This window comes from Amycolatopsis coloradensis, assembly GCF_001953865.1.
In the GTDB taxonomy this organism is placed as follows: Bacteria; Actinomycetota; Actinomycetes; order Mycobacteriales; family Pseudonocardiaceae; genus Amycolatopsis; species Amycolatopsis coloradensis.
This window is the reverse complement of sequence record NZ_MQUQ01000005.1, coordinates 292,849-319,807: the sequence shown is the minus strand read 5'-3', so window position 1 is coordinate 319,807 and position 26,959 is coordinate 292,849. Positions and strand designations below refer to the sequence as shown.

Here is a 26,959-nt window from a genome sequence, read left to right as displayed (position 1 = left end):
GTTCCACGCTGGAGGCATGACGGAACAGGGGATCGCGAAAATGACCATCCACAAAGGACATTGGCCGACACCGGACGGGGAACTGGTGACGGTGGCGCGGGAGTGGCCGAGTGCCGAGGCCGCGCGTGAGGCGTTCGAGCGACGCCGTGGCGAAGGACTCGTCTCCTTCACCGCGTACGAGGGAATCGATCACGACGGCGCCTTCACCTACGAGCAGTGGACCAGCGAAGACGCTGTCGAGGGTTTGAACGGCGCGCCCGTCTACCGCCTCTACCGCGGGAACCGGGGCGAAGGGGCCCCTGGAGCGCTCGTGGTCGTCTCGGTCGAGTTCGAGGGGCCCGACGAACAGCGGCAGCGGGACTGGATCGACCTCGTCTTCACCGCGCTGGACTCGGAACCCGTGCGACCGGAAGGCGGGATCTCGGGGTACTTCCACGTGAGCACCGACGGGACCCGTGTTCTGAACTACGCGGAATGGGCCAGCGCCGAGGCACACCTCGCCGCGCTCGCCGCTCCTGGCGCGAACGGCATCGGCACGACGGACACCTGGAAGAAGGTGCAGACCTATCCCGGCATGACCGAAGGCGGGTCGGTCAAGCGGTACCGCCCGATCGTCTCGGCGGTGGCGGCGTGAAGCCGATCCTGGTCGCCGGAGCGACCGGCAACGTCGGTGCGCGAGTAGTCGCCCAGTTGCGGGCGCGGGACGTGCCGGTCCGGGCGCTGAGCCGGAACCCGCCGCCGGACGGTGTCCGCGGTGACCTGGCGAAACCGGAGACGATCGCGCCGGCACTCGACGGCGTCGACACCGTGTTCCTGATGCTCAACGGTTCCGCCGAGGCACTCGTGCCCACGGTGTCACTGCTCGGCGAACGCGTGAAACGCGTCGTGTTCCTGTCCTCGGGTGCCGTCGACGATTCCTTGGCGGAGCAGGACAACCCCATCGGCGCCTGGCACCGGACCGTCGAAGAGGCGATCGAAGCGTCGGGCGTCGACTGGGCTTTCCTGCGGCCACACGGTTTCGCGACGAACGCTCTCGGCTGGGCGCCCGCGATCCGCGCGGACGGCGTCGTCCGAGGGGCGTACGGCGAGGCCTCGATGCCGCTGATCCACGAGAAGGACATCGCCGCGGTGGCCGTCGAGGCGCTGACCGGCGATGGGCACGCGGGAGCGAAGTACGTCCTCACCGGCACGCGGCCGATCACCCAGATCGAGCAGGTGCGGATCATCGGCGAGGCCGCCGGTCGCCCGGCGCGCTGGGAGGAGCTTTCGCTGGAGGCCGCGCGGGAGGCGATGCTCGCGAAGATGCCGGACTTCATCGTCGACACGATGCTCGCCGGGTTCCGGGCACTGGCGACGGAACCGAGCGAGGTCACCTCGACCGTCCAGGACGTCACCGGCAGGCCGGGACTGGACTTCGAGACCTGGGCGGCCGACCACGCCGCCGATTTCCGGCCTCACAAACCGAGCAGCGCCCTCGCCTGACTGATGAACACGCGGGCGGCGGGGCTGACCGGCCCCTCCGTCCGCCAGGCCAGCGCCAGCTTCGCGCGCAGCCCGGCCGGCCGCGTGATCTCCATGGCGTGCAGTTCCGGGTAGTGCGTCGCCAGCGACATCGGCACCACGGCGACGCCGAGCCCGCGCCCGACCAGTTCGGCGACGACGTTCGGATCGCCGGCCTCCAGCGTCACCCGCGGCCGCGCGCTGTCGGCGAGGAAGGCGGCATCGACGATCGCGCGCATGCCGGTGCCCTTCGGCAGGCTCACCAGCGAGCGGCTTTCCAGTTCCGACAGCGTGATCGTGGCCTGCGCGGTGAGCGGATCCTCCGGGCCCGAGATCGCGACGAGCGGCTCGTCGAGGACGACCTCGAAGCCGATCCCCGGCGGCGGTTCGCCGGAGAGCCCGATCAGCGCGATGTCGAACCGGCCGTCGGCGACGCCCGCGAGCAGGACGTCGGAGGTCGCCTCGGCGAGCGTGATGTCCACCGCGGGGTGGTCTTCGTGGAACCGCGCCAGCAGATCCGGCAGGTTGACCGGGCCGCGCGAGGACACCATGCCCATCGCGACCTGGCCGCGGACCAGCCCGGTGAGTTCCTCGACCGCCAGCCGCACCCCGGCGACGGCGGCGAGCGCGGCCCGCGCGTGCGGCAGCGCGGCGGCACCGACCTCGGTCAGCCGCACCGCCCGAGCCGACCGGTCCAGCAGCGGCTGCCCGAGTTCGCGTTCGAGACGGCGGATCTGGGCGCTGACGCCGGGCTGCGCGACGTGCAGCCGCTCGGCGGCCCGGGTGAAGTTCGCCTCCTCGGCCACCGCGACGAAGTATTCGAGCTGACGCAGTTCCATAACCGGTGATTCTAGTTTCCAGACAAACCAGATCTTGGACTTCTGACCGGATCGAGACCAGGCTGGTGTCATGACCACGATGCTCCGCCCTGGCGATTCCGGTTACGACCAGGAACTCGCCGGCTTCCAGACCGCCGTCCCCCGCCGCCCCGCCGTGATCGTGCCCGCGGCCTCGGCCACCGACGTCGTCGAGGCCGTCCGGTACGCCGGTGAACACGACCTCCCGATCGCGGTCCACTCGACCGGGCACGGCGTGGGCGTCCCCTTCGAGGGCGGCGTCCTCGTCACCACCCGGAACATGACCGGGATCCGGATCGACGGCGACATCGCCCGCGTCGACGCGGGCGTGCGCTGGGGTGCGGTCATCGAGGCGGCCGCCGAACATGGGCTGGCGCCGCTGAGCGGCTCGTTCCCCGATGTCGGCGTCGTCGGCTACACCCTCGGCGGCGGGTTCAGCCTGCTCGGCCGCGAGTACGGCCTCGCCGCCGACCGGGTGACCGCCATCGAGGTCGTGACCGCCGACGGCGGACTCCGGCGCGCCACCCCGGACACCGAACAGGACCTGTTCTGGGCGTTGCGCGGTGGCCGCGACAACTTCGGGATCGTCACCGCGCTCGAATTCCGGCTCGTCCCGGTCACCCGGCTGTACGGCGGGAGCCTGCGATTCGGCACCGAATCGCTGGCCGCGGTGCTCCGCGCCTGGCGTGACTGGGCGGCGGAGGCGCCGCGTGAGATGACGTCGTCGCTGGGCATGGTCCCGATGCCGGACCTGCCGATGGTGCCCGAGCCGCTGCGCGGGCAGCACGTCGCGCAGATCCGGATCGCGTACCTGGGCGACGCCGCCGAGGGCGAACGCCTCGTCGCGCCGCTGCGTGCCGCCGCCCCCGTACTGGGTGACACGCTCGCCGAGATCCCGTTCACCGAATCGGGCAAGATCGCGAACGAACCGCCGTTCCCGCACGGTTACCGCGCCGACAACGCCACCGTGTCCGAACTGAACGACACGATGCTCGACGCGATCCTCGAACACGCCGGACCGGACGCCCCGGTGCCGACCGTCGTCCTGCTGGACCTGCTCGGCGGCGCGCTGTCCGACGTGCCCGAGCACCCGGGCGTGGGCTGGGACCGCGAAGCCCGCTTCACCGTCCGGGCACTGTCCGTGGTGGACGACGCTTCGATCGCGGAGATCCGAAGCGCGCACGGGAAACTGTTCGAAGCGCTGAAGCCCTGGTCGACCGGCAAACTCCTGACCTTCGTCTACGGCGAGAGCGACCCGGCGGAGGAGGCGCCCGAGGTGTACTCGACCGCGGACCTGCGACGCCTCGCGAAGATCAAGAAGGCCGTCGACCCGGCGAACCGGTTCCGGCTCACGCACAACGTCGAACCGGCGAGTGACGCTGGGTGATCTCCGAAATCCGCATGCAGGAGGCATCGATCCGGGCGGAAGGCGCACCGGCGGGCACCCGTATACTTCCGGGCCGATACCGCCATCAGGGGGCACTGTGCGCACTTTGGACCATGACGAGTTCCTCGCCATGCGCCGGTTCCCCGCGCTCGACGGGCTGCGCGCGATCGCGGCCACCATCGTGATCCTCTTCCACTTCGCGGGTCCGAAGTGGAGCTGGCTTTCCGGCTGGGTCGGTGTCTACATCTTCTTCGTGCTGTCCGGTTTCCTGATCACGACGCTGCTGCTGCGTGAGCAGGACCGGACCGGCCGGATCTCGCTCTCGGCGTTCTACCTGCGCCGGGTGTTCCGGATCCTGCCGCCGTACCTGGTGATCCTCGGCGGGATCGTCGTGTTCGTATGGCTGCGCGGCGAGTTCTTCACCCGCGAGTTCCCGCACGCGCTGAAGTACTACCTGACGTTCTTCAACGAGTTCTTCCCCGCGAGCAGCCCGAACGGCCCGGACAACTTCTTCAGCGGCTCGTGGACGCTGGGCATCGAGGAGAAGTTCTACCTGTTCTGGCCGTTCCTGCTGGTGGTCGCGGGCGCGGCCGGGCTGGCCGCGGCCTGGCGGAAGTTCGCGCTGGCGTTCGCCGCGTTCGCGCTGATGGCCGGGCTGGTCGGGGTCACCAGCGGCTGGGTGCTCAACGGGCCGCAGGCGCCGATCTACCGGTCGACGGTGCACTACGCGATCCTGCTGATCGGCTGCGTGCTGGCGATCGCGATGCATTACCGCCGGTCCTACGCGGTGATCAAACCGCTGACCCATCCCCTTGCCGCGATCCCGGTGTTCGGCGCGTTCGCGGCACTGCACGTCAACATGGAAAGCCTGTGGTGGGAGACCGGCAGCAACCTCGGCCTGCTGATCGCCTACGGCCTGCTGTCGGCGATGTTGCTGGTCGTGCTGGTCTCGCCGGGGCCGCTGCGCTGGCTGCTCGCGACGAAGGTGATGCGCTTCGTCGGTGAGCGCTCGTACTCGCTCTACCTGCTGCAAGGACCGGTGCACTTCGTCGTGGTCGCGGCGATCCCGCCACTGGGCGAGCACCGGATGATCAGCGCGCTGACCGTGTTCGCGGTCGGGCTGGGCATCGCGGACCTGATCCACCGCTGGGTGGAGCAGCCGATGATCGTCACCGGCAAGAAGCTGATCGCGCGCCGCCAGGAGCACAAGGCGCTGCGTGCGGCCGAAGCCGAACTGAAGAAGCCCGAGGCCGTCGAGGCCCCCAGCGGCGCGCGCTGACTCAGCGCGAAAGCGTGACGATCGGGATCACCCGGTCGGTCTTCTTCTGGTACTCGGCGAAGCCCGGCATGAGGCTGACCATCTTCGCGTAGAGACGGTCGCGCTCGGCGCGGTCTTCGAGCACGACGGTCGCGGTCGCGTCGAACTTCTCCGTGCCGACCTCGATGGTGACCTTCGGGTTCGCCACGATGTTGTGATACCAGGCGGGGTTCTTGTCGGCCCCGGCGTACGACGCGACGATGACGTACTTGCCGTCCTCCTCCGCATACGCGAGCGGTGAGGTCCGCGGCTCGCCGCTCTTCGCCCCGGTGGTCGTGAGAAGCAGCAGGGAGCCGCCCTCGAACGGGCCGCCCACCTTCCCCTCGTTCTCACGGAATTCCTTGATGATGTTCCTGTTCCAGTCCAGCGGGTCCGGCATCGTTCCTCCAGAATCGATCTTTCTCCCGCCGAGGCTACTCAGTCTCCGCGCAAGAGGACGTCGAGAATTCCCGCGGCCACTTCGAGGGCGTGCGCCCGCCCCGGGCACCGCTTGGGCCCCGCTCCGAACGGATGCTTCGCCAGGTCCACCTCTACGACCTCGCCGCCGACCCACCGCCGGGTGATCCGGACCGGTGGGTCCTCGCGCAGGACCCGGTCGAGCAGGCTCACGGCGTCCTCACCGGGCCGACGCGCGGCCAGGGCCTTGCCGAGCAGTCTCGCCGTCGCGTCGCAGGCCTGCACCAGCAGGCCGATCCGCGCGGCCGTCCGCTCACCGACGTCCCCGCCGCAGGCCTCGATCAGCCGCCGCATGGCCTCCTCGGCGTCGGGGCCGGTCTCGGTGTGCGGGTGGTAGGCGGCGGAAACCGTTGCGATGTCACGGGAAACGTCCGGCAGGCCGAGTTCGGCGGCCAGGACGGCGACCGGGACCGTCCACCCGATCCGGTCCACCGGTTCGTCCCGCAGTTCCCGGGTGAGCGCGAAGGCCTTGTCCCGCAACGACGCCATCGGCGCGAGTTCGGCGAGCACCAGCGCCCGGCGCCGCGGATGGTCACCGGGGCGGCTGAACCGGGCGACGTTCGCGCGCAGCCATCGGACGCCACCCGGCTCGACGTCCTGGGGCACCGGCGGGACGGGGGCTTCGATCAGCGGATTCTCCATACCGCGACGCTAAGTGCGGAACGCTTCGGTCACGACCGAAACATGGGCTCACGGTCGTTGTTATGGTGACCGGGTGACGGTCGTGTCGGAGACAACCGAAGTCGACGGCGCGGGGCGAACGGCGCAACCGCGCCAGCTCATCGTGACCGTGTACGGCCTCTACTCACGCGAAGAAGGCGGCTGGCTTTCGGTCCGTTCCCTGATCGACCTGCTGGCCGGGGTGGACGTCGAGGAACCAGCCGTCCGGTCGTCCATTTCCCGGCTGAAGCGGCGCGGGATCCTTTCCGCGGTGCGGCGGGACGGGGCGGCCGGGTACGAACTTTCCGAAACCGCGCTGGCCATCCTGCGCGAAGGCGACGAGCGGATCTTCCGTCGCGCACGCGCCACCCCCGGCGACGGCTGGCTGCTCGCGGTGTTCTCCGTCCCGGAAGCCGAACGGCACAAAAGGCATGTTCTTCGCACCCAGCTCGCCAGACTCGGCTTCGGAACCGCGTCGTCCGGTGTCTGGATCGCGCCCGCGCACCTGCGCGACGCCACGGCCGACATGCTGCGACGGCTCGAACTGGAGAGTTACGCCGACCTCTTCCACGCCGAGCACCTGGCGTTCGGCGACGTGCGGGAGAAGATCCGCGACTGGTGGGACCTCGACCAGCTCGAAACGCTCTACACGGCTTTCCTCGACGAGCACACGCCCGCGCTCCGGCGCTGGCAACGGCGCAAGACCACGGACGAGGCCGAAGCGTTCGCCGACTACGTCCGGGTGCTGACCGACTGGCGGCGCCTGCCCTACCTCGACCCCGGGCTGCCCGCCGAACTGCTACCGCCCGCGTGGGCCGGGATCCGGGCCGCGGATTTGTTCTTCACGCTGCACTCGCGGCTGGGTGAGGCCGCGGCCGCCCACGTCTCGCGCACGCTGCCCAATTAGCCCGGCCCGCATCAGCCCTCAGGCGAGTCGTCCATCTGATCACGCGCGTCGTCCACCTGATCACGCGCGTCGTCCATTGAGGCCACGTGGCTTAATGGACGGCACGCGTGATTGAACGGACGGCACGTGTGATCAGACGGACGACACGCGTGCTTGGACGGACGAGACGGTGTCGGAATCCCGTACTAGACCACCGCGAAGCCCTGCACTTCGACCAGCGCCTCGACGTCCCAAAGACGGCTCACGCCGATCCCCGCCATCGCCGGATACTCACTCCCGGCCAGCCGCTTCCACACCGCGCCGATCTCGCGCGCGTGGGCGCGGTAGTCGTCCATGTCGACGATGTAGATGGTCACGCTGCACAGGTCCGACGGTGATCCGCCCGCCGCGCGCAACGCGGTGAGCAGGTTGGACAGCGCGCGTTCGAACTGCTCGACAACGCCTTCGCCGACGATGCGGTTCTCCTCGTCCAGTGCCGTCTGACCAGCGAGGAAGACGAATCGTCCGCTCGCGGCGACAGCGTGCGAGAAACCGGAAGGGCGGCCGAGCCCGGGCGGGTTGATGCGCTCCATGCGGGTCAGCATATCCCGCGTCGTTGACGGTCGTACATACCGCGACATACCCTGAGCGACGTGCGTATCGCGGTGTTAGGCGGCGGCCCGGCGGGGCTCTACTTCGCCACGCTGGCGAAACAGCTCCATCCTGATCACGAGATCACCGTCTGGGAGCGCAACGCGCCCGATGACACCTTCGGCTTCGGGGTGGTGTTCTCCGACGAGACCCTCGGCGGCATCGAACACGCGGATCCGGTGATCCACGCCGCCATGCGGCGCGAGTTCGCGCGCTGGGACGACATCGACGTCCACTTCCGCGGCACGGTGCACACCTCCGGCGGGCACGGGTTCGCCGCGATGAGCCGCAAACGGCTGCTCGGCATCCTCCAGAGCCGGTGCGCGGAACTCGGCGTGGACGTGCGTTTCCGCACCGAGGCGCCGGGCGTGGCCGAGGCGAGCGCGGAGTACGACCTCGTGGTCGCCGCGGACGGCGTCAACTCGCCGACCCGCGCCGCGCTGGCCGAGACCGTCAAGCCGGACATCCAGACCCGGCGCTGCAAGTACATCTGGCTCGGCACCGACCTGGTCTTCGACGCCTTCAAGTTCCACGTGCTCGAAACCCCGCACGGGATCATGCAGATCCACGGCTACCCCTACAGCGACACCGCGAGCACCTTCATCCTCGAACTCCACGAGGACGTCTGGCAGCGCGCGTTCGGCGAGATCGCCGCCACGTCACTCGCGCCAGGCGAGAGCGACGAGAAGTCGATCGAGGTCATCCGTGAACTGTGCGCGGAAGTCCTCGGCGACCACCAGGTGTTCGCGAACAACTCGAAGTGGACCGCGTTCGCCACCGTGCGCTGCGCGAGCTGGCGGCACGAGAACGTCGTCCTGCTCGGCGACGCCGCCCACACCGCGCACTTCTCCATCGGTTCCGGCACGAAGCTCGCCATGGAGGACGCGCTCGCGCTCGCCGCCTGCCTGCACGAGCAGTCCGATATGGACAGTGGACTCAAGGCGTATGAGGCCGAGCGCCGTCCTGTCGTCACTTCGACCCAGCGCGCCGCACAGGCGAGCTTGGAGTGGTTCGAAAACCTGGGCCAGTACACTCATCAGGACCCGGCGCAGTTCGCGTTCAACATCCTCACCCGCAGCCGCCGCGTCACCTACGACAACCTCCGGCTGCGCGACCCCGAGTTCGCCGCCGAACTGGACACCTGGTTCGCGTCCACTCAAGCCTCCGACGTCCGGCCGCCGATGTTCCAGCCGTTCCGCATCGGGAACCTGGACCTGCCGAACCGCGTCGTCGTCTCGCCGATGGACATGTACTCCTCCGAGGACGGCGTCCCGGCCGATTTCCACCTGGTGCATCTGGGGAGCAAGGCACTCGGTGGCGCCGGGCTGGTGATGACCGAGATGGTCTGCGTGTCCGAGACCGGCCGCATCACCCCGGGCTGCGGCGGCCTGTACACCTCGGCGCAGGAGCAGGCGTGGGCCAGGATCACCGAATTCGTCCACGGCAACACGCCCGCGCGGATCGGTGTCCAATTGGGACACTCCGGGCGCAAGGGTTCCACGAAACTCATGTGGGACGGGATCGATCAGCCACTGGGACAAGGCAACTGGGAGGTCTGCGGCCCGTCCGCGATCCCGTACAGCGACGCGAATCAGACCCCGCGCGAACTCACCGTCCCCGAGTTGCGAGAGATCCGTGAGCAGTTCGCCGAATCCGCCCGCGCCGCCGGCCGCGCCGGATTCGACCTCCTCGAACTCCACTGCGCACACGGCTACCTCCTGTCGTCCTTCCTGTCCCCGCTGACCAACCGCCGCACCGACGAGCACGGCGGCTCACTGGAGAACCGGCTGCGCTTCCCGCTCGAGGTCTTCGACGCGGTCCGCGCGGCGTGGCCGGCCGACCGGCCGATGACGGTCCGCATCTCCGCGACCGACTGGTACGACGGCGGGATCGACGTCGACGAAGCCGTCGAGATCGCGCGCGCGTTCGCCGAGCACGGCGCGGACGGCATCGACGTCTCGACCGGTCAGGTCGTCAGCGAGGAGAAACCCGAGTACGGCCGCAGCTATCAGACGCCGTACGCCGACCGCGTCCGCAACGAGATCGGGCGCGAGTACGGGATCGCGGTGATCGCCGTCGGCGCGATCTCCTCCTACGACGACGTCAACTCGCTCATCCTGGCAGGCCGCGCGGATCTCTGCGCCCTCGGCCGGACACACCTCTACGATCCACAGTGGACACTGCACGCCGCCGCCGAACAGGACTACCCGATGCCGTGGCCGAAACAGTACGCGGCGGGCAGCCGGAAACCGCGGGGCGGCCGCAGCGACGACCCGAAACCACGGCTGGAACTCCTTCGCTCGGGGGAATCCGGCACCGCGCACGCCCGCTGGCGACCTGGGAGCGATCGATGACCGACTTCGCGCTGACCCCCGATCAACGCGCCTTCGCCGACGAGGTCCGGCGGCTGGGGGCCGAAAAGCTCCGCCCGCTGGCCGAATCCGGCACCGAAGGCGCGGTCAACCGGCCACTGCTCAAGGGAATGGGCGCGCTCGGCCTGCTTTCCCGGTTGTTCCCCGGTGTCGACGGCGGCAGTCCGAGCCGCGAGGCCGCCGCGACGGATCTCTGCATCCTGCGGGAATCCCTCGCGAGCCAGAGCACCGAAGCCGAGACTGCGTTGGCACTGCAGGGCTTGGGCACGTATCCGGTACTCCAATCCGGACGGGATTCGCAGGTCTCGAAGTGGGTTCCCGCCGTGGCCGCGGGTGACGCCATCGCCGCTTTCGCGCTCACCGAGCCGAACGCGGGTTCGGACGCGGCGGCGCTGGAACTCGCCGCCGAGCCCGACGGCGACGGCTGGCGCCTCACCGGCGAGAAGATGTGGATCTCCAACGCCCCCGAGGCCGACTTCTACAGCGTTTTCGCCCGCACCACCCCGGAAGCGGGCTCGCGTGGCGTCTCCGCGTTCGTCCTCCCCGCCGATCGCGCCGGGCTCACCGGTGACCATCTCGACCTCGTCAGCCCGCATCCCATCGGCACCCTGGTCTTCGACGGCGTCCGGGTCGAGCGGGACGAACTGCTCGGTGAGCGGGACCGTGGTTTCGGCGTCGCGATGCGGACGCTGGACCTGTTCCGGCCGAGTGTCGGCGCGTTCGCGGTCGGAATGGCGCAGGCCGCGCTCGACGCCGCCGTCGCCCACGCCCAGACCCGGGTCGCGTTCGGCGGACCATTGCTGAAGCAGCAGACCGTGGCCCACACTCTTGCCGAAATGGCGACCCGCACCGAGGCGTCCCGCCTGCTCGTCTACGCCGCGGCCGCCGCCTACGACGCGGGCGAGCGGAACCTCGCCGGCCGGGCCGCGATGGCGAAACTGTTCGCCACCGAGACCGCCCAGTACGTAGTCGACTCGGCCGTGCAGATCCACGGCGCGCGGGCGCTGCGGCGGGGGCATCTGCTCGAACACCTCTACCGCGAGGTCCGGGCGCCGCGGATCTACGAAGGCGCGTCCGAGGTCCAGCGGACGATCATCGCGCGATCGCTGGCTTCGTCCTGACCGGGCGGCGGTCGAGGTACCACTGCGTGACGAGGATGACCAGTGCCGGGCTCAGCCAGGCCGTGATCCCGGCGACCGATTGCGTCAAGGCGAGTTCGCTGCCGCCGAACGTGGTCTCCAACTGCGGTCCGAGCACGATCACCGTGACCGGACCGACCACCCTGCTGACGACGATCGACATGGTCAGCGCGAAACTGCGGATCATCCAGCGGCGGTGGTCGCCGAACCGGCGTTGCCTCGCCGCGCGCCAGCCGGCGAACGTGCACGCCAGCCAGAGCACCCCGGCCAGGACGTTGGCCACCCTCGTCGTCGGGCCGAACGGGCTCATCGCGCCGACGGTCAGCGCCAGCAGCCCGGCCGGGAGCACCCCGGCGAAGACGTACACCCGGCCGATCTTCCGGTGCACCGCCGGGTATTTCGCCCGGAACCACGGCCAGATCTGGAGTAGCGCCCCGACCATCGCGATCGAGCCGAACAGCACATGCGCCGAGAGGAACCAGTAGTGCGAGGTGAACCCGGGCGGCTGCGGGACCCGTGACAGCGACGGGTCCATCGCCAGATACGGCGGCAGCGAAAAGGCCAAGAACACCACGACGACAACGGCCAAGGGCCCCACCCACGGCCTTCGCCACCACGATTTCCGTGGCGCCGCCCCCTGGCGGTCACGTTGTTCGAGCCTGACGGTCATCACTGTCCCCCACGTTTTCCGGTACGGGCAAGAACTTTCCGCTGCCGAACCTAGGACGCGGGCCCATCGGGAAACAGGGAGCGGACCGCCGGATCGATGGTGGAGCAGGCCCTACCGCCGTCCGCCACGCACCCGCTCGACGATGTCGCGGTAGGCCAGCCCGCTCCGTTTGATCGTCCGCGCCGGGGTGTCCCGGTCGACCCGCACCAGGCCGAGCCGTTTGGCGTAGCCGTACGCCCATTCGAAACTGTCCAAAAAGGATCAGGCGAAGTAGCCGCGAACGAGCAGTTCGGTGAGCTTGCCCGGCAGGATCTCCCGGCCCAGCACCGTCGACGGCAGCCCGAAATGCCCGACGGCGTCCCCGTTCTCCTCCACCCCGGAATACCGCGTGCCGAAGTAGTAGTCGACGCCGAGGAAGTCGAGCGGGGCCGCGATGATGGACCGATCTCACGGCTCGGCTGGCAGGCGGATGCCCTGCCGCGCGAAATCCTCGAGGACGTCCTCCGGATACCGGCCGCGCACGAGCGCGTCGAGGTAGAAGCGCGTCCCGAGCCGTCCTCGAACCGGGCGGCCCCGCGGTCGGCCTCGCCGTGGACGTAGCGGACGCGGTCGCTCAGCCGCTCGAACACGAGCATCGCAGTGCTGCGGCAGATCCCAGCGGTAGAGCGTCAGCCACGGATCGATGCCGTTGTTGAGCAGTTCGTCGACCAGCCGGTAGTAGAAGCCGATCCCGGCGGGGTTGACACCGCCGCGCCCGCGTGGCTGCACTCGCGGCCACGAAACGGAGAACCGGTAGGTGTCGACGCCGAGTTCCTTCACCAGTGCGATGTCGGCAGGCATCCGGTGGTAGTGGTCGCAGGCGGCCTCGCCGGTGTCATCGTTGTCGATCGCCCAGTGCGACTGGCCGTAGGTGTCCCGAATGGACGGTGTTCGTCCGTCTTCGGCGACCGCGCTTCGATCTGGTAAGCCGAGCTGCCGACCCCCATCGGAAATCGGGGGCAGGATGCCGATGAGTTCGCGTCCCCCGCCATAGCGCCTGCCCGCCTTATTTCACCAGTTGATACATGGCGGAGGCTAAGGTCGTGGGGCATTCTGGAAAGGTCCGCCGCCATGAGATGGGTATCCGCATGCCTGCCAAGCGCACCACCGTCCGTGACCTGCGGCGGCACAACCGTTCCCTCCTGCTGTCGAAACTCTACTTCGACGGCCCGCTCAGCCGCCACGAATTGAGCGGTCTGACCGGTTTGAGCGCCGCGACCGTCAGCAACGTGACCGCCGAACTCGGCGAAGAACACCTCATCACCGAGGCCGGGCTGGTCGAGTCCGACGGCGGCAGGCCGCGCGTCCTGCTCCGCGTCGACCCGGCGTACGGCCATGTCGCGGGCGTCGACATCGGCGAAACCGGGGTCAAGGTCGAACTGTTCGACCTCACCATGAACCGGCTCGCCACCGTCGAACACCCCCTCGCCTCCCCGCGACCCGACGCGGCCGCGGCCGTCACCCAGGTGGCGTCCGGGCTCCGGGAAGTGATCGCGGAATCGGGGATCGACGAAGCGACCGTGCTCGGCGTCGGCGTCGGGGTTCCCGGCACCGTCGAACAGGGCGCGGCGCTCCGCGTCCACGCGCCCACCATCGGCTGGAAAGAAGTCCCGCTGACCGATCTTCTGCGCGCGGAAGGCGTCGAGCTGCCGTTGTTCGTCGACAACGGCGCGAAAACCCAGGGCCAGGGGGAAATGTGGTTCGGGGCCGGCCGCGGCGCCCGGCACGCGGTGATCGTCCTGATCGGGTCCGGGGTCGGCGCGGCCGTGATCACCGACGGCACCACCTACCGGGGCTCCACCAGCAGCGCGGGCGAATGGGGCCATACGACGATCGTCTACGGCGGGCAGGAATGCCGCTGCGGATCGCGTGGCTGCCTGGAGTCCTACGTCGGCGCGGAGGGTGTCCTCTCGCGCTATCGCAAGGCACGCGGCGGGAAACCCACCACGGGTGAGGACGAACAGACGCAGTTCGCCGCCCTGCTGGAGTCGGCGGGCAAGGCCAAGGCCGCGGCCAAGGTGCTGGAGGAGACCGCGGGTTACCTCGGCGCCGGGATCGGGAACCTGATCAACCTGTTCAACCCGGAGCGGATCGTGCTGGGCGGCTGGGCCGGGCTCGCACTCGGCGAGGAGTACCTGCCCGAGATCCGGCGCGTGGCGGGCGAGCACGCGCTCGCGCACGTGTTCGACCAGACCGAGATCGAGCTCGGCCAGCTGGGGCCGGACGCCGTCGCCATAGGAGCCGCCACCCTTCCGGTCGCCGCCCTGCTGGACCAGGGCGCGGACCCGCGAACGGCCGGTTCGAAGCGGGGCACGGCCGCCTGAGCCTTAATTCGAGGCCGAAAAATACGTCTTGTCGCAAGGGTAAAGACCATGCATACTTTGTTGCCAGGCGCAACAAAGTGGTTCCGCCGTGCGCCTTCTCCTCGGGTCCCCCACGGTCAGAGAGGCGACAACGATGTCCATCTCCTCCAGGTTCCGCCGTGTCTTCCAAAGGAGCGCCGCGGTCCTCGCCGCCGCCGTCCTGCTCGGCTCGCTCCCCGCGACAGCCCACGCCCCCGCCTCCGAAGCCGCGGTCCTGGCCGCGACGTTCACCGACGACTTCAACGGCCCCGCGGGCGCCGGCATCGACACCTCGAAGTGGCACTTCGAAACCGGCGACAACGTGAACAACCATGAACGCCAGTGGTACACCTCCGGGACGAACAACGCGGCTCTCGACGGACAGGGCAACCTGGTCATCACCGCGAAGAAGGAGAATCCCGGCAACTACAACTGCTGGTACGGGCGCTGCGAGTACACCTCGGCCCGGCTGTCCACGCAGGGCCGGTTCACCCAGACCTACGGCCGGTTCGAAGCCCGCATGAAACTTCCGCGCGGACAAGGGATGTGGCCCGCGTTCTGGATGCTCGGCGCCGACATCGGCAACGTCGGCTGGCCCGGCAGCGGCGAGATCGACATCATGGAGAACGTCGGTTTCGAGCCCACCACGGTGCACGGGACCATCCACGGCCCCGGTTACTCGGGCGCGGGCGGCATCGGCGCCGGCTACAACGGCCCGAACTTCTCCGACGACTTCCACACCTACGCCGTCGACTGGGCGCCGAACCAGATCCGGTGGTTCGTGGACGGAAACCTCTACCAGACACGCACCCCGGCCGACCTCAACGGCAACCGCTGGGTCTTCGACCACCCCTTCTACCTGATCCTGAACCTCGCGGTCGGCGGCTACTGGCCGGGTGACCCGAATTCCGGCACCGTCTTCCCGCAGCACCTCGTCGTCGACTACGTGCACGTCAACTCCGGCGACACCGCCGGGAGGAGCGGGCGGATCACCGGCATCGGCGGCAAATGCGTCGACGTCGCCGCGGCGAACACCGCCAACGGCACGCCGATCCAGATCACCGACTGCAACGGCAACGCGGCGCAGAACTGGACCATCGGCGGCGACGGCACGATCCGCGCGCTGGGCAAATGCCTGGACGTCTCCGGCGGCTCGACCGCGGACGGCGCCGTCGTCCAGCTCTGGGACTGCAACGGTTCCGGCGCGCAGCGATGGGCGATCAGCGGCGCGCGCGACATCGTGAACCCGCAGGCGGACAAATGCCTCGACGCCACCGGGAACAGCTCCGCGAACGGCACCCGCCTGCAGCTCTGGACCTGTTCCGGCGCCCCCAACCAAAAGTGGACCACCCCCTAACCCCGCCCCCTCCTCCGCGTTTCGTCCTCTAGTTGCGGTAGTTGGTACCCCGAACTACCGCAACTAGAGGACGAATTGCGTCAGGGGGAGCGTTCGGCGTAGGCCTCGACGAGCTGGTTTTCGGCGTCGGTGAGGTACTGCGCGAGGAGCGCTTCGGCACCGAGGCCGTCGCCGGCTTCGATGCGCTCGAGGATCTCCGCGTTGCGCTTGAGGTACGGCTCGTGGAAGCGCCGCGGGTCGGCCATCCTGTGGAACACCAGCCGCAGCTCGGCCAGGATGCCGCGCATCAGCTCGTCGATCCGTTCGCTGCCGCTGAGTTCCGCGATCGCCGAATGGAACCGGATGTTCGCGGTGCCGAGATCCTGCCAGCGTTCACCCCGCTCGGCGAGCTTGCCGTCCTCGACCAGGCGTGCGAGCTTCGCGAACGTCGGAGGCTTCTCCGTCACCGCCCGCACCGCCGAGCACTCGACGACCTTGCGCACCTTGTAGAGGTCGACGACGTCCTCGACGGGCAGCACCCGCACGAAGACGCCGCGGTTGAGTTCGTGGGTCAGCAGCCGTTCGTGCGTGAGCAGGCGGAAAGCCTCACGCAGCGTGTTGCGGGAGACGCCGAGCGCCGAGCCGATGTCGTGTTCCGACAGCCGGACGCCGGGCAGGAAGAACCCTTCGGCGATCCGCGTGCGCAGGACACCCGCGACCCGCTCGGCGGTGCTGGTGCGGCTGATCATGCCCCGGTCGGCTTCGAGTCCTCGCACTGAGACCGGACCACCCTCCGCGATCGTCACGTAACCGATCCTACTCAGGCACAAGAGGACAAGCCAGAGATCCTCTTGTGGAATTGTTGAACAATACCTAGAGTGGTTGCTCATGTGACCCGTGCCACGATGAGATCCATCCTCTGGAGGTGCCGATGAACGCGACAGCCACCACCGAAGACACACGCCCCTTCGCCTGGTTCCGCACGCTCGGTTCGCGAGGCCGCCGGGCCTTCATCGGCGCGTTCGGCGGGTACGGGCTGGACTCGTTCGACTACCAGACCCTGCCGCTGGGCCTGGCCGCCATCACCGCGTACTACGGCCTCTCCGGCGGCGAAGCCGGACTGCTCGGCACGACGACGCTGGTGGTCTCGGCGATCGGCGGCATCGGCGCCGGTGTCCTCGCCGACCGCATCGGCCGCGTGCGCACCCTCCAGATCACCATCGCGATGTACACGATCTTCACCGTGCTCTGCGGGTTCGCGCCGAACTTCGAAACGCTGCTCGTCTTCCGCGCCCTGCAAGGCCTCGGTTTCGGTGGTGAATGGGCCGCGGGCGCCGCGCTGGTGGCCGAGTACTCGCAGGCGAGGTACCGCGGCCGCACGGTCGCCTTCGTGCAGAGCGCGTGGGCGGTCGGCTGGGCGCTGTCGGTCGTCGTCTACACGGTCGTGTTCAGTGTCTGGAGCCCGGACATCGCCTGGCGCGTCATGTTCTGGACCGGCGTCATCCCCGCGCTGCTGGTGCTGTGGGTCCGCCGCAACGTCCAGGACGCGCCCGTCGCGGAAGCGGCCCGGACCGCCAAGAAGGAACGCGGCTCGCTGGCGGGCATCTTCAAACCGGACCTGCTGCGCACGACGTTCTTCGCCGCGCTGCTCGCCACCGGTGTCCAGGGCGGCTATTACACGCTCGCCACCTGGTTGCCGAGCTATCTGAAGACCACCCGCGGCCTCACCGTGATCGGGACCGGCGGCTATCTCGCGTTCCTGATCTCCGGCGCGTTCATCGGGTACGTCACCGGCGGCTATCTCACGGACATCCTGGGGCGCAAGAAGACGTTCCTGCTGTTCTCGGTGTTGTCGGCGGGCCTCATCATCGCCTACACGCAGATCCCCGAGGGCGCGAACACCCTCGTGCTGTTCCTCGGTTTCCCGCTCGGGTTCTCGATGTCCGCGATCTTCAGCGGGTTCGGCGCGTTCCTCGCCGAGCTGTACCCGTCGGCGTTGCGCGGGACCGGTCAGGGCTTCACCTACAACCTCGGCCGGGCCATCGGCGCGACCTTCCCCGCCGTGGTCGGTTTCCTCGGCGCCGGCGGCGCGATGGTGTTCGGCGCGGTCGGCTACGGCATCGCCGTACTGGCGCTGCTCGGCCTGCCCGAGACTCGCGGCCGCGAACTCCTGTGACGACAATCGAGGAGGAGGCACCGCGATGACCACTTTCGGCGAACCGGCGACGATGTCCCCGGGCGAGGCCCGCGCCCTGTTCCGCGCGGGCACGGAACAGCCGACCACCGGCTGGGCGAACGGCTTCACCCAGACCAACCTGATCGCCGTCCCCGAGGACTGGGCCTACGACGTCCTGCTGTTCTGCCAGCGGAACCCGCGGCCTTGCCCGGTACTCGACGTCAGCGACCCCGGCGACCCTTCGACGCGGCTGGCGCGCGGCGCGGATCTGCGCACCGACCTGCCGCGCTACCGCGTCTGGCGGAACGGCGCGCTGTCCGGCGAGATCTCGGACGCGAGCGGGGTGTGGCGCAGCGACATGGTCGCGTTCTCGATCGGCTGCAGTTTCACCTTCGAATCGGCGATGGCCGCGGCGGGGATCCCGCTGCGGCACGTCGACCAGGGCCGCAACGTGGCGATGTACGTGACGAACCGCGAGTGCGTCCCGGCCGGGCGGCTGCACGGGCCGATGGTGGTCTCGATGCGGCAGCTCCCCGGACACCGCGTCGACGACGCGGTACGCATCACCCGCGGGATGCCTGCCGTGCACGGTGCGCCCGTGCACATCGGCGACCCCGCCGCGCTCGGCATCGCGGATCTCGCCCGCCCTGATTTCGGGGACCCTGTCGACCCGGAACCCGGTGACGTGCCGGTGTTCTGGGCGTGCGGCGTGACCCCGCAGGCGGCGCTCATGGCCTCGCGGCCGCCGTTCGCGATCACGCACGCGCCGGGCCACATGTTCGTGACCGACAAGCTCGACAGTGAGTTCAGGGTGGCCTGATGGATCTCGAAAGTATTGATCTCAACAGTGACCTCGGCGAGGGTTTCGGCGCCTGGAAAATGGGCGACGACGACGCCATGCTCGACATCGTCACCAGCGCGAACGTCGCGTGCGGCTTCCACGCCGGTGACCCGTCGGTGATGCGGCGCGTCTGCGAACGCGCGGCGGAACGGGGCGTCGTCATCGGCGCCCACGTCGCCTACCGCGATCTGGCGGGCTTCGGACGGCGGGCGATGGACGTCGCCCCGGCCGACCTGGCCGACGACGTGCTCTACCAGATCGGCGCGCTCGACGCGTTCGCTCACGCGGCGGGCACCCGGGTGCGGTACGTCAAACCGCACGGGGCGTTGTACAACACGGCCGCGGTGGACCCGGAGCAGGCGGGCGCGGTGGTCGAGGCGCTCCGGCGGTTCCACCCCGGGCTCGCGCTGCTGTGCCCGCCTGGATCGGAAATGGCCAAGCAGGCCGAAAAAGCCGGGATCCCCGCGTACGCCGAAGCCTTCGCGGACCGCGCGTACACGCCGGAAGGCCTGCTGGTGTCCCGGAAACTGCCAGGCGCCGTGCTCCACGACGCCGACGCGGTGGCCGACCGCGCGGTCGTGATGGCGACCACCGGCAAGGTCGTCGCCGACGACGGGACCGAACTGAGTCTCCGGCCGCATTCGCTCTGCGTGCACGGCGACACACCCGGCGCCGTCGAACTGGCGCGCCGGATCCGCGCGGGACTCGGCGGGGCGAGTGTCCACATCGGATCGTTCCTCGAGGCCGCGTGATGCGAGTGCTGCCCTATGGGGCGCGCGCGGCCATGGTCGACTTCGATGATCCGTCGGAGGTACTCGGACTGCACGCGTCGCTGGAGCGGGATCCGCCGGACGGCGTCATCGAACTGGTCCCGGCAGCGCGGACCCTGCTCGTCCGGTTCGATCCCGGCCGGACACACCACGATCGCCTCGCCGGCGCGATCCTGGACAGGTCCACTGTGGACGTCGCCCCACGCGAGGCGGCCGAGATCGTCGTGCCGGTGCACTACGACGGCCCGGACCTGGCCGACGTCGCGGCGGCCGCCGGAATGTCGGCGGAGGCGGTCGTCCGGCGGCACGAGGACGGCACGTATGTCTCGTCGTTCTGCGGCTTCGCACCGGGTTTCGCGTATTTGACCGGGCTCGACCCCGCCCTGCGCCTGCCGCGCCGGACGAGCCCGCGCACCCGGGTGCCCGCCGGATCGGTCGCGATCGCGGGCGAGTACACGGCGGTGTACCCGAACGCCTCGCCCGGCGGCTGGCGACTGATCGGGCGGACCACGCTGCCGGTGTGGGACGTCGACCGGGAGCCGCCGAACCTGCTGGCGCCGGGCACCCGGATCCGGTTCTCTTCAGCGGGTCTCCGATGACCTCGAAGATCGAAGTCGTCCGGCCGGGGATCTTCACCACCGTGCAGGATCTCGGGCGTCCCGGCCTGGCCGCGATCGGCGTCGGCCGGTCCGGCGCCGCCGACCGCGGTTCGCTGCGGCTGGCGAACCGGCTGGTCGGGAACCCCGAAGGCAACGCGGCCCTGGAGGCGGTGCTGGGCGGCCTCGTCCTGCGGTTCCCGGCACCGGCGACCGTCGCCGTCACCGGCGCGCCCTGCTCGATCACCGCGGGCGGACGGGCCGCCGGCCCTGACTCGCCGGTCTTCCTCCGCGCGGGTGAAGACCTCGTGCTCGGCACGGCTTCCCGGGGTTTGCGGTGCTATGTCGCCGTGCGCGGCGGCATCGACGTCCCACCGGTGCTGGGTGCCCGGGCGACCGACACCCTCGGCAAGCTGGGCCCCCCGGTGTTGTCGGCCGGGACGACCTTGCCGGTGGGCCGGCGGGTTCTGGACCATCCCGGTGTCGATCTCGCACCTCGTGCCCCCTTGCCCGACGCGCCGGTTCTGCGGATCACTCCGGGGCCCCGGGTTCCGTGGTTCGTTCCCGGCGCACTGTCCACTTTGGCCTCTTCTGGTTACGTTGCCACCTCCGACGCCGATCGGGTGGGCGTGCGGCTTTCGGGTGCGGCGCTCAGGCGGGCGCGCGACGGGGAGTTGCCGCCTGAGGCCGCCGTGCCGGGCGCGTTGCAGATTCCTCCTTCGGGACAGCCGATCCTGTTCCTGGCCGACCACCCGGTGACCGGGGGCTACCCGGTGATCGCGGTGGTGGACGAGGCCGATTTGGATCTGGCCGCGCAGGTTCGGCCGGGGCAGCGGGTACGGTTCCGGCTCACTCAAGCACCGGTGCGCTCTTGGTCCGCGGGGGTCTCGTAAATGATCTCGAGCCCGTCCTCGTCGTCCCACTGTTCGCCGACCTCGACGAAGCCATACTGCGATGCCAACCGGGAGGAGGCCGTGTTGTCAGGGCTGATCGTGACCCGCACGGTGCGCACCCGCGGCTCCCGGGTGGCACGGGCCAACAACGATTCCAGCGCCGCCCGCGCGTAACCGCGTCGCCGATATACCGGGTCGACGGCGTAGCCGATCTCCACCATCCCCGATGCATCGGGCGGCCCGTGGTAGCCGGCCGTGCCCACTGCCAGCAGTTGCCGCCGATCCCAGATGATGCCGGTGACCCAGGCGGCGGCGTCGGGGTCCGCCGCGACCTGTCCGCTGCGCATCCGCCACAGCCCGCGCCGATCCGGCCCGGCCAGGTAGGCGGTCAGCGGCACGGGACTGGTCGCATTCGCTCCCGCGAGGTCGCCGCAGGCGAGCGAATCGAGTTCGGGACCGGCCAGCTGGACGATACGAACATCCGGCTTCGGCCAGTTCGGGGTCGCTGCGTGGTGATCGTCCGGCACGGAGGCAACCTGCCACAGATCCGAGCACGCCGCATCCGGGATATCGTGTCCCGGCGAGCCGTGAACCGGAGCCGCCGCCGACCTTTGGCACTGTCACTGTGGTCGGCCTGTGTTGTACGACCTCGGCTGACTCAAACGCCACTCTCCCAAGTAAAGCGAAGCACCTTAAGAACGCGAAGGAAGCCCCGAAACCCGCAAAGTGATGTTCAACCGCCCCGCCAACCCCAATTCCGGATCAGCGCTCCCCGGCAGCACCTTCGGCACCCCGTGAAACGCGAGCCGCGATTCCCCGCCGAACACGAACAGATCCCCCGACCGCAGGTCCACATCCGTATAGGGCCGCCCGCGATCCGACGTGTTCCCGAACCGGAAGACGCACGCGTCCCCCAGGCTCAGCGACACGACGGGTTCCAGCGAGGCTTCGTCCTTGTCCTGATGCATCCCCATCTTCGCGGCGGCGTCGTAGAAGTTCACCAGCGCGATGTCGGGCTCGTACGACGCGGACCCGTGGGCGTCACGGACGGCCCGCCGCCCCAGATCGCCCAGCCAGGAAGGAAACGGGAGCACCGGGGAGCCGTCGTCGGTCACCCGTGAATACCGGTACGGGTACCAATGCCACCCGAGACAGACCGTCCGCACGGACATCACGCCGCCGTTCGGCAGCCGCGTCTGCCGGTAGCCACGCCAGCCGCGGCAGGCTTCGACCAGGCGGCGTTGTTCCCCGAGATCGAGCCAGTCGGGGATGTGCACGGCACCGGGCGCGACTTCGGCCCTCGGACGGGGGATCAGCGCATCCACGCGTCGATTGAACCAGGACGCGCGCCGACGATCCGATGGCCCCGCACGAGCACACCGGCCGCGGTGAACCGGGCCAGCAGGCGCTGGACGAAACGCGGCCGGGACGGAGCGTCCGTGACTGTCACAGCGGAAAAACCTGCCACAACGAGCCGCGGGAAGCCACCTTTCGGACTACTCCGATCGGCCAGTTGACCCCAGTGCGTTCACCCGGTCACGGACCGAATTCGACCACCGTCACCCCGGCCCGCGCGGGCACCGGGTCGTTCATCTCCGCCAGCACGGCGGGGACGTCGTCGAGGCCGACGCGTCCGCCGATCATGCCCGCGAGATCGATCCCGGCGGTTTCCACCACCCGCAGCATCTCGGGGTACTCGTGCGCTTGCAGGCCGTGGATGCCGACGATCTCCAGTTCCCCGCCGATCACCCGGTGCATCGGGATCGGCGCGATGCCCTGCGCGGGCGGCATCAGTCCGGCTTGGACATGGCGTCCCCGCTTCCGGAGGCTGCCGACCGAGGCCGCGCAGGTGGCCGGCGAGCCAAGGCAGTCGAGTGAGACGTGCGCGCCGCCGCCGGTCCGCTCCCGGACATGGAGAGCGACGGCTTCGTGGCCCTCGAAGCCGGAAGGGTCGACGACCGAAACAGCCCCCATCCGCGTGGCCAGCGCCCTGGCCTGCGGAGACGGGTCGACGGCGATGACCGAGGCACCGGCCGCGACGGCCAGCAGGATCGCCGAGAGACCGACGCCTCCGCAGCCGTGGATCGCGACCCACTGACCGGGCCGGACCCCGCCCTGGCGCAGCACCGCCCGGAACGCCGTCCCGAACCGGCAGCCCAGCGCCGCCGCCTCGGCCGCGGACAGCGAGTCCGGCAGCGCCACGAGGTTGACCTCAGCGTTCTCGATGGCGACGTAGTCGGCGAACGAGCCCCAGTGCGTCGCGCCCGGCTGGAACTCACGATCGCAGATCTGCTGGTCACCGGCCACGCACTGGGCGCAGGTGCCGCAGGCGCAGACGAACGGCACGGTGACCCGGTCACCCGCCGACCAGCCGCGGACGCCCTCGCCGAGCGCCGTGATCCGGCCGGCGAGTTCGTGCCCGGCGACGTGCGGCAGTTTCACCGACGTGTCGTGACCCTGCCAGGAGTGCCAGTCGCTGCGGCATACGCCGGTCGCGTCGACGGCGATCACCACCCCGCCCGGCGGCACCACCGGATCCGGCACCTCGCACACCTCGGGCAGCACCCCGAACTCCTCGAAAACGACCGCCCGCACCGGCTCTCCCTCTGTCTCTCGGTGGACCCGCGTCCGCGATCACGGGGCCTTCGACCGGGGCGGGTTCACGCTTGTGGTCTGGTTCCAAGGGGAACGGCCCAACTCCGCCACCCAGCCTCTACGTCTCCCGGCCTCGCGGCATCACCAAGCCCTCGCCGGGCACCGTACACCGGGCCGCCCGGCCGCGCGGTGGCCCCAAAAGCCGTGACAGGGACTCCGGCGGCACCCCGAGGACCTCCTCGAGATTCTTGAGTACCAGCAGGGATTCCGGCCGTTCGGGACGGCACCGTCCCGACTGCCAATGGCTCAGCGTCGCGAGACTGACCGAGCACCCCCGGCCCCGCAGCCGATACCGGATCCGGTCGAGACCGAGACCCCTCGCCCTGATCGCCGCCCTGAGGGCGTCCGCGAACGGTCCGCGCTCCAGCAGCCGCCTGAGTTCACGTCCTTCCGCCACCCCCCGGTCGATGGTGTGTGTCCGCTGACCGGTCATCGTCATCGCCTTCGCACGCTCGCTAGCCACCCGGAACAGCGCAGCCTAGGCGGGCGAACACATGATCGGAAGGGCCTTAGATCACCTATCCGCCCGGCATGTGGGTGACGTGCCCGAGAGCCGAATTATGCAGGGACGTAGGGGAAATTCCCACCGGAGCCGCTTGGCGAAATGTGTCCACAGTGGACACAGGTCAGCGCAGCGCGACCGACAGCGCCTGTGCGATCTCCTTGCCGATCGCGTGCGTCGCCGCGTCCGGCGGCGAGCCGACCTTGACCACCATCGGGCCGCCGAACGGCCGGCGTTCGACGACCTCGATCCGCTCGCCGAGGTTGATGGCGTGCTCGGTGAGATACCGCAGGAGTTCCGGATCGGTGTCCCAGACGCGGACGATCTCGCCGACCGCGCCGGGCGGGAGGTCGTCGAGGATGCGCATCGGCATCTCCTCGACGCTGCCGTCGGGGGCGGGGATGGGATCGCCGTGCGGGTCCCGCACCGGGTTGCCGAGCTTCGCGGCGATGCGTTCGACGAGCCTGTCCGACACCGCGTGTTCGAGCGCGTCGGCCTCGGCGTGCACCTCGTCCCAGGTGTAGCCGAGTTCGGACACCAGGTAGGTCTCGATCAGCCGGTGGCGGCGGAGCACCGAGCGGGCGAGCTGCCTGCCGTCGGTGGTCAGCTCGATCCCGCGGTACGGGACGTGCGCGACCAGCCCCAGCTGGGACAGTTTGGTGACCATGCCGGACGCCGAAGACGGGCTGACCTCCAGCCGTCCGGCCAGCGACGTGTTGGTGACGGCCTCACCGCGTTCCACCAGCCCGTAGATCACCCGGACGTAGTCCTCAACGGACGACGACCTGCGATGTGCCCCTTCACCCATGGGTGCGAGTTTACGGCTTGCCGCTCGCTCGCGGCTCACCCCGCGTGCGGCCGCCAGCGGTATCGGATCCAGCCGGGGACGGTGTCGGCGCCGAGCTGGGCGTAGAACGCCTCACCCTTCTCGTTGCCCTCCTGCATGTCCCATTCGACCCGGCCCGGCGTCCGGGCGGCCAGCTCGTCGAGCAGCTCCCGGCCGAGGCCGAACCGGCGGTGGGCGGGGCGCACGAAGAGGTCGTCGAGCCAGATTCCCGGCCTGGCCTCCCAGGTGGAGAAGTTCCAGTTGCAGAAGGCGAAACCCGCGACCTCGGCAGGCTCGTCCGGCGGGGTGGCGAGCAGCACCCAGGCCTTGGGAGCGGGTCCGAAGAGAAACCCGGCCATCTCCTGGCGGTCCAGCTTCAGGTCGTGTTTGTCCTCGTAGACCGCGTGCTCCTCGATGAGCGCGCAGATCTCCTCGATGTCGTCCGCGACGGCGTCCCGTACCGGCATCAGTGTCAGCTCCGTTCGTAGACGAGGTCGCCGCCGACGGCGGTGGCGACGACCTGGATCGAATCCAAAGTGGACTCGTCGGCCGGGTCGGCCGAGAGGACGGCGAAGTCCGCGAGCTTGCCGGGCGCCAGCGTGCCCAGGTCCTTCTCGGCGAAGGCGGCGTAAGCGGAGCCGTAGGTGTAGGCGTGCAACGCCTCGGCCGGGGTCAGCCGCTCGTCAGGACCGAGGACGACGCCGGACGCGGTCTTCCGCCGCACCATGTCGGCCAGCGCGAGCAGCGGCGCGCCTTCGACGACCGGGCGGTCCGAGCTGGCGGGGAGGACGCATCCCGCGTCGAGCAGGCTCTTGAGCCGGTAGCACCAGGGTTCGCGTTCCGGGCCGAGGGCGGCGCGCATCCCGTCGCCGATCTCGTTGACGAACCGGCCCTGCGGCGACGCGATCAGCCCCAGCGACGCCAGCCGCTTCAGCTCTCCGGGCCGCAGCACCGCGCAGTGCTCGATGCGGTGCCGGTGATCGGGCCGCGGATCCGCCTTGAGCGCGGCTTCGTAGGCGTCGAGGACGACGGTGATCGCGCGGTCGCCGATGGCGTGCGTCGCGATCTGCCAGCCGGCCTTGTGCGCCGCGGCGATCGTCCGCGCGATCTCGTCTTCGGGCACCTGGAAGTAGCCGACGTTGTCCGGCTCGCCGGCGAACGGCTCGTGCATCGCGCAGGTCCGGCCGATCAGCGAACCGTCGGCGAACAGCTTCATCGCGCCGATGCGCAGCCATTCGTCGCCGAACCCGGTGCGCATCCCCAGGTCGAGACCGAAGCCCGCATCGGCGTCCAGCTCATGCAGCACACTGGCCGCGACCATCACCGTGCTCCGCACCCGCAGCACCCCGCGGTCGCGCGCCAGCTGGTACGCGGCGAGTTCGGCGGGGGTCTCGCCCACGAGACCCCCGCCGATCCCGGCTTCCTGGACGCTCGTGATCCCCTCGGAGAGGTAGCGCGCGCTCGCCCGGTCCAGCCCGCGCACGACGGTCTCCACCGGCGTCGGGTAGGTCAGCGGCCGCAGCATCAGCTGGGCCTGTTCGGCCAGCAGCCCGGTCGGCGAACCGTCCTCGTCGCGGACGACGTCACCACCCACCGGGACGTCGGCGAGGTCCAGCCGCTCCAGCACCGCGGAGTTGACCACGGTCATGTGCCCGGACGTGTGCTTGAGCCGCACGAGATGCCCGGGTGCGGCACGATCGAGCCCTTGCCTCGTCGGATGGCCGCCCGCGAGCTTGTTCTGGTCGTAGCCGCTGCCGATGATCCAGCCGCCGGGCGGCGTGTCGGCCGCGCGCCGCGCGACGGCGTCGTACACCTCGTCCACGCTGCGGCAATCCGACAGCGCGACGTCGTCGAGAGCCATGCCGAACCAGGCCATGTGGTTGTGCGCGTCGTGGAAGCCGGGCACCACCACTAAGCCGCCGAGGTCGACCCGACGTTTCGCGGAAAGCGCGGCGGCATCGTGACCCAACGCCACAATTCGGCCATTCAGCGCGGCAAGAGCTACGGATTCCCCTGTACCGGTGAGGAATCGGGCATTCTCGTAAACCGTGTCGACCCGCATGGATCCGACCCTATCGATCGATCGA

The 26,959-nt window shown here is 69.7% G+C and carries 30 protein-coding genes; 14 read left to right on the top strand and 16 right to left on the bottom strand.

Going from position 1 to position 26,959, the window contains the following annotated elements; all coding sequences use genetic code 11:
- Nucleotides 1-16 precede the first annotated feature (16 nt).
- Together BS329_RS11095 and BS329_RS11090 are read left to right on the top strand one after the other, a co-directional pair.
- Nucleotides 17-634, top strand: coding sequence for an antibiotic biosynthesis monooxygenase (locus BS329_RS11095; RefSeq protein ID WP_244197104.1), 618 nt, complete (start codon nt 17-19; stop codon nt 632-634).
- A complete protein-coding gene (locus BS329_RS11090) occupies nt 631-1,482 on the top strand; it encodes an NAD(P)H-binding protein (RefSeq protein ID WP_076158958.1) in 852 nt (283 codons plus the stop codon). The genes BS329_RS11095 and BS329_RS11090 overlap by 4 nt, the downstream gene beginning before the upstream one ends.
- Here the strand turns inward: BS329_RS11090 and BS329_RS11085 are convergent.
- Nucleotides 1,455-2,339 carry a LysR family transcriptional regulator gene (locus BS329_RS11085; RefSeq protein WP_076158955.1) on the bottom strand — a complete coding sequence of 295 codons (885 nt, stop codon included), beginning with the start codon at nt 2,337-2,339 and terminating at the stop codon, nt 1,455-1,457. The genes BS329_RS11090 and BS329_RS11085 overlap by 28 nt on opposite strands.
- 70 nt (nt 2,340-2,409) lie before the next feature.
- Here BS329_RS11085 and BS329_RS11080 point away from each other — a divergent pair, with 70 nt between their 5' ends.
- Together BS329_RS11080 and BS329_RS11075 are read left to right on the top strand one after the other, a co-directional pair.
- Complete coding sequence (locus tag BS329_RS11080; protein WP_076158952.1) at nt 2,410-3,744, top strand: FAD-binding oxidoreductase; 1,335 nt, start codon at nt 2,410-2,412, stop codon at nt 3,742-3,744.
- Between the two features lie 97 nt (nt 3,745-3,841).
- Nucleotides 3,842-5,023 (top strand): acyltransferase family protein, encoded by a 1,182-nt coding sequence (locus BS329_RS11075; protein ID WP_076158950.1) that lies wholly within the window; start codon nt 3,842-3,844, stop codon nt 5,021-5,023.
- Between the two features lies 1 nt (nt 5,024).
- On the opposite strand, the gene BS329_RS11070 is transcribed toward BS329_RS11075, so the two are convergent.
- Nucleotides 5,025-5,441, bottom strand: a complete 417-nt coding sequence (locus tag BS329_RS11070; protein ID WP_076158947.1) for a nitroreductase family deazaflavin-dependent oxidoreductase — start codon at nt 5,439-5,441, stop codon at nt 5,025-5,027.
- Nucleotides 5,442-5,479: 38 nt separating this feature from the next.
- Nucleotides 5,480-6,160, bottom strand: coding sequence for a cytochrome P450 family protein (locus BS329_RS11065; RefSeq protein ID WP_076158944.1), 681 nt, complete (start codon nt 6,158-6,160; stop codon nt 5,480-5,482).
- 73 nt (nt 6,161-6,233) lie between these two features.
- Between BS329_RS11065 and BS329_RS11060 the strand changes: the two genes are divergently transcribed.
- The gene (locus BS329_RS11060) at nt 6,234-7,085 is read left to right on the top strand and encodes a PaaX family transcriptional regulator (protein WP_076158941.1); all 852 of its coding nucleotides are present in this window, start codon (nt 6,234-6,236) and stop codon (nt 7,083-7,085) included.
- A 185-nt stretch (nt 7,086-7,270) separates the two neighbouring features.
- On the opposite strand, the gene BS329_RS11055 is transcribed toward BS329_RS11060, so the two are convergent.
- Nucleotides 7,271-7,669 (bottom strand): RidA family protein, encoded by a 399-nt coding sequence (locus BS329_RS11055; RefSeq protein ID WP_076158939.1) that lies wholly within the window; start codon nt 7,667-7,669, stop codon nt 7,271-7,273.
- Between the two features lie 48 nt (nt 7,670-7,717).
- Here BS329_RS11055 and BS329_RS11050 point away from each other — a divergent pair, with 48 nt between their 5' ends.
- Nucleotides 7,718-10,069 (top strand): bifunctional salicylyl-CoA 5-hydroxylase/oxidoreductase, encoded by a 2,352-nt coding sequence (locus BS329_RS11050; protein WP_076158936.1) that lies wholly within the window; start codon nt 7,718-7,720, stop codon nt 10,067-10,069.
- Entirely contained in the window at nt 10,066-11,208 is a 1,143-nt protein-coding gene (locus tag BS329_RS11045) for an acyl-CoA dehydrogenase family protein (protein WP_076158933.1), read from the top strand. The genes BS329_RS11050 and BS329_RS11045 overlap by 4 nt, the downstream gene beginning before the upstream one ends.
- On the opposite strand, the gene BS329_RS11040 is transcribed toward BS329_RS11045, so the two are convergent.
- The 3 genes from BS329_RS11040 to BS329_RS44470 form a co-directional block, all read right to left on the bottom strand.
- A complete protein-coding gene (locus tag BS329_RS11040) occupies nt 11,180-11,815 on the bottom strand; it encodes a DUF2306 domain-containing protein (protein WP_244197103.1) in 636 nt (211 codons plus the stop codon). The two genes, BS329_RS11045 and BS329_RS11040, sit on opposite strands and share 29 nt — an antisense overlap.
- Nucleotides 11,816-12,007: 192 nt before the next feature.
- A complete protein-coding gene (locus BS329_RS44475; RefSeq protein WP_244197102.1) occupies nt 12,008-12,151 on the bottom strand; it encodes a family 1 glycosylhydrolase in 144 nt (47 codons plus the stop codon).
- Between the two features lie 192 nt (nt 12,152-12,343).
- Entirely contained in the window at nt 12,344-12,817 is a 474-nt protein-coding gene (locus tag BS329_RS44470) for a family 1 glycosylhydrolase (RefSeq protein ID WP_244197134.1), read from the bottom strand.
- A 194-nt stretch (nt 12,818-13,011) separates the two neighbouring features.
- Between BS329_RS44470 and BS329_RS11030 the strand changes: the two genes are divergently transcribed.
- Both BS329_RS11030 and BS329_RS11025 read left to right on the top strand, forming a co-directional pair.
- Nucleotides 13,012-14,259, top strand: coding sequence for an ROK family transcriptional regulator (locus BS329_RS11030; protein ID WP_084749572.1), 1,248 nt, complete (start codon nt 13,012-13,014; stop codon nt 14,257-14,259).
- Between the two features lie 133 nt (nt 14,260-14,392).
- Entirely contained in the window at nt 14,393-15,634 is a 1,242-nt protein-coding gene (locus BS329_RS11025) for a glycoside hydrolase family 16 protein (RefSeq protein WP_076158931.1), read from the top strand.
- An 80-nt stretch (nt 15,635-15,714) separates the two neighbouring features.
- On the opposite strand, the gene BS329_RS11020 is transcribed toward BS329_RS11025, so the two are convergent.
- Nucleotides 15,715-16,362, bottom strand: a complete 648-nt coding sequence (locus tag BS329_RS11020; protein ID WP_076158928.1) for a GntR family transcriptional regulator — start codon at nt 16,360-16,362, stop codon at nt 15,715-15,717.
- A gap of 182 nt (nt 16,363-16,544) precedes the next feature.
- Here BS329_RS11020 and BS329_RS11015 point away from each other — a divergent pair, with 182 nt between their 5' ends.
- Genes BS329_RS11015 through BS329_RS10995 form a run of 5 tightly spaced genes read left to right on the top strand, consistent with a single transcriptional unit; the run spans nt 16,545 to nt 20,889 of the window.
- Nucleotides 16,545-17,789, top strand: coding sequence for an MFS transporter (locus tag BS329_RS11015; protein ID WP_076158925.1), 1,245 nt, complete (start codon nt 16,545-16,547; stop codon nt 17,787-17,789).
- A gap of 52 nt (nt 17,790-17,841) precedes the next feature.
- Nucleotides 17,842-18,609 carry a putative hydro-lyase gene (locus BS329_RS11010; RefSeq protein ID WP_208619202.1) on the top strand — a complete coding sequence of 256 codons (768 nt, stop codon included), beginning with the start codon at nt 17,842-17,844 and terminating at the stop codon, nt 18,607-18,609.
- Between the two features lie 14 nt (nt 18,610-18,623).
- Complete coding sequence (locus BS329_RS11005) at nt 18,624-19,382, top strand: LamB/YcsF family protein (protein WP_076160168.1); 759 nt, start codon at nt 18,624-18,626, stop codon at nt 19,380-19,382.
- The gene (locus BS329_RS11000; protein ID WP_076158920.1) at nt 19,382-19,999 is read left to right on the top strand and encodes a 5-oxoprolinase subunit B family protein; all 618 of its coding nucleotides are present in this window, start codon (nt 19,382-19,384) and stop codon (nt 19,997-19,999) included. Before BS329_RS11005 ends, BS329_RS11000 begins: the two co-directional genes overlap by 1 nt.
- Entirely contained in the window at nt 19,996-20,889 is an 894-nt protein-coding gene (locus BS329_RS10995) for a 5-oxoprolinase subunit C family protein (protein WP_076158917.1), read from the top strand. Before BS329_RS11000 ends, BS329_RS10995 begins: the two co-directional genes overlap by 4 nt.
- Here the strand turns inward: BS329_RS10995 and BS329_RS10990 are convergent.
- The 8 genes from BS329_RS10990 to BS329_RS10960 all read right to left on the bottom strand — a co-directional run bounded on the left by BS329_RS10990 (nt 20,850) and on the right by BS329_RS10960 (nt 26,934).
- Entirely contained in the window at nt 20,850-21,416 is a 567-nt protein-coding gene (locus BS329_RS10990; RefSeq protein WP_076158915.1) for a GNAT family N-acetyltransferase, read from the bottom strand. The two genes, BS329_RS10995 and BS329_RS10990, sit on opposite strands and share 40 nt — an antisense overlap.
- A 165-nt stretch (nt 21,417-21,581) precedes the next feature.
- On the bottom strand, nt 21,582-22,214 hold the full coding sequence (locus BS329_RS10985; RefSeq protein ID WP_076158912.1) for an alpha-ketoglutarate-dependent dioxygenase AlkB family protein: 633 nt from the start codon (nt 22,212-22,214) through the stop codon (nt 21,582-21,584).
- Nucleotides 22,202-22,339 (bottom strand): hypothetical protein, encoded by a 138-nt coding sequence (locus BS329_RS43840; protein WP_167480001.1) that lies wholly within the window; start codon nt 22,337-22,339, stop codon nt 22,202-22,204. The genes BS329_RS10985 and BS329_RS43840 overlap by 13 nt, the downstream gene beginning before the upstream one ends.
- A gap of 86 nt (nt 22,340-22,425) precedes the next feature.
- Nucleotides 22,426-23,484, bottom strand: coding sequence for a zinc-dependent alcohol dehydrogenase family protein (locus BS329_RS10980; protein WP_076158910.1), 1,059 nt, complete (start codon nt 23,482-23,484; stop codon nt 22,426-22,428).
- Between the two features lie 118 nt (nt 23,485-23,602).
- Nucleotides 23,603-23,983, bottom strand: coding sequence for a transcriptional regulator (locus BS329_RS10975; RefSeq protein WP_076158907.1), 381 nt, complete (start codon nt 23,981-23,983; stop codon nt 23,603-23,605).
- A gap of 187 nt (nt 23,984-24,170) precedes the next feature.
- Entirely contained in the window at nt 24,171-24,854 is a 684-nt protein-coding gene (locus BS329_RS10970; protein ID WP_076158905.1) for a metal-dependent transcriptional regulator, read from the bottom strand.
- Between the two features lie 35 nt (nt 24,855-24,889).
- Nucleotides 24,890-25,339: a GNAT family N-acetyltransferase gene (locus BS329_RS10965; protein ID WP_076158902.1), complete on the bottom strand. Its 450-nt coding sequence runs from the start codon at nt 25,337-25,339 to the stop codon at nt 24,890-24,892.
- Between the two features lie 5 nt (nt 25,340-25,344).
- Nucleotides 25,345-26,934, bottom strand: coding sequence for an amidohydrolase (locus BS329_RS10960; protein ID WP_076158899.1), 1,590 nt, complete (start codon nt 26,932-26,934; stop codon nt 25,345-25,347).
- Nucleotides 26,935-26,959 lie beyond the last annotated feature (25 nt).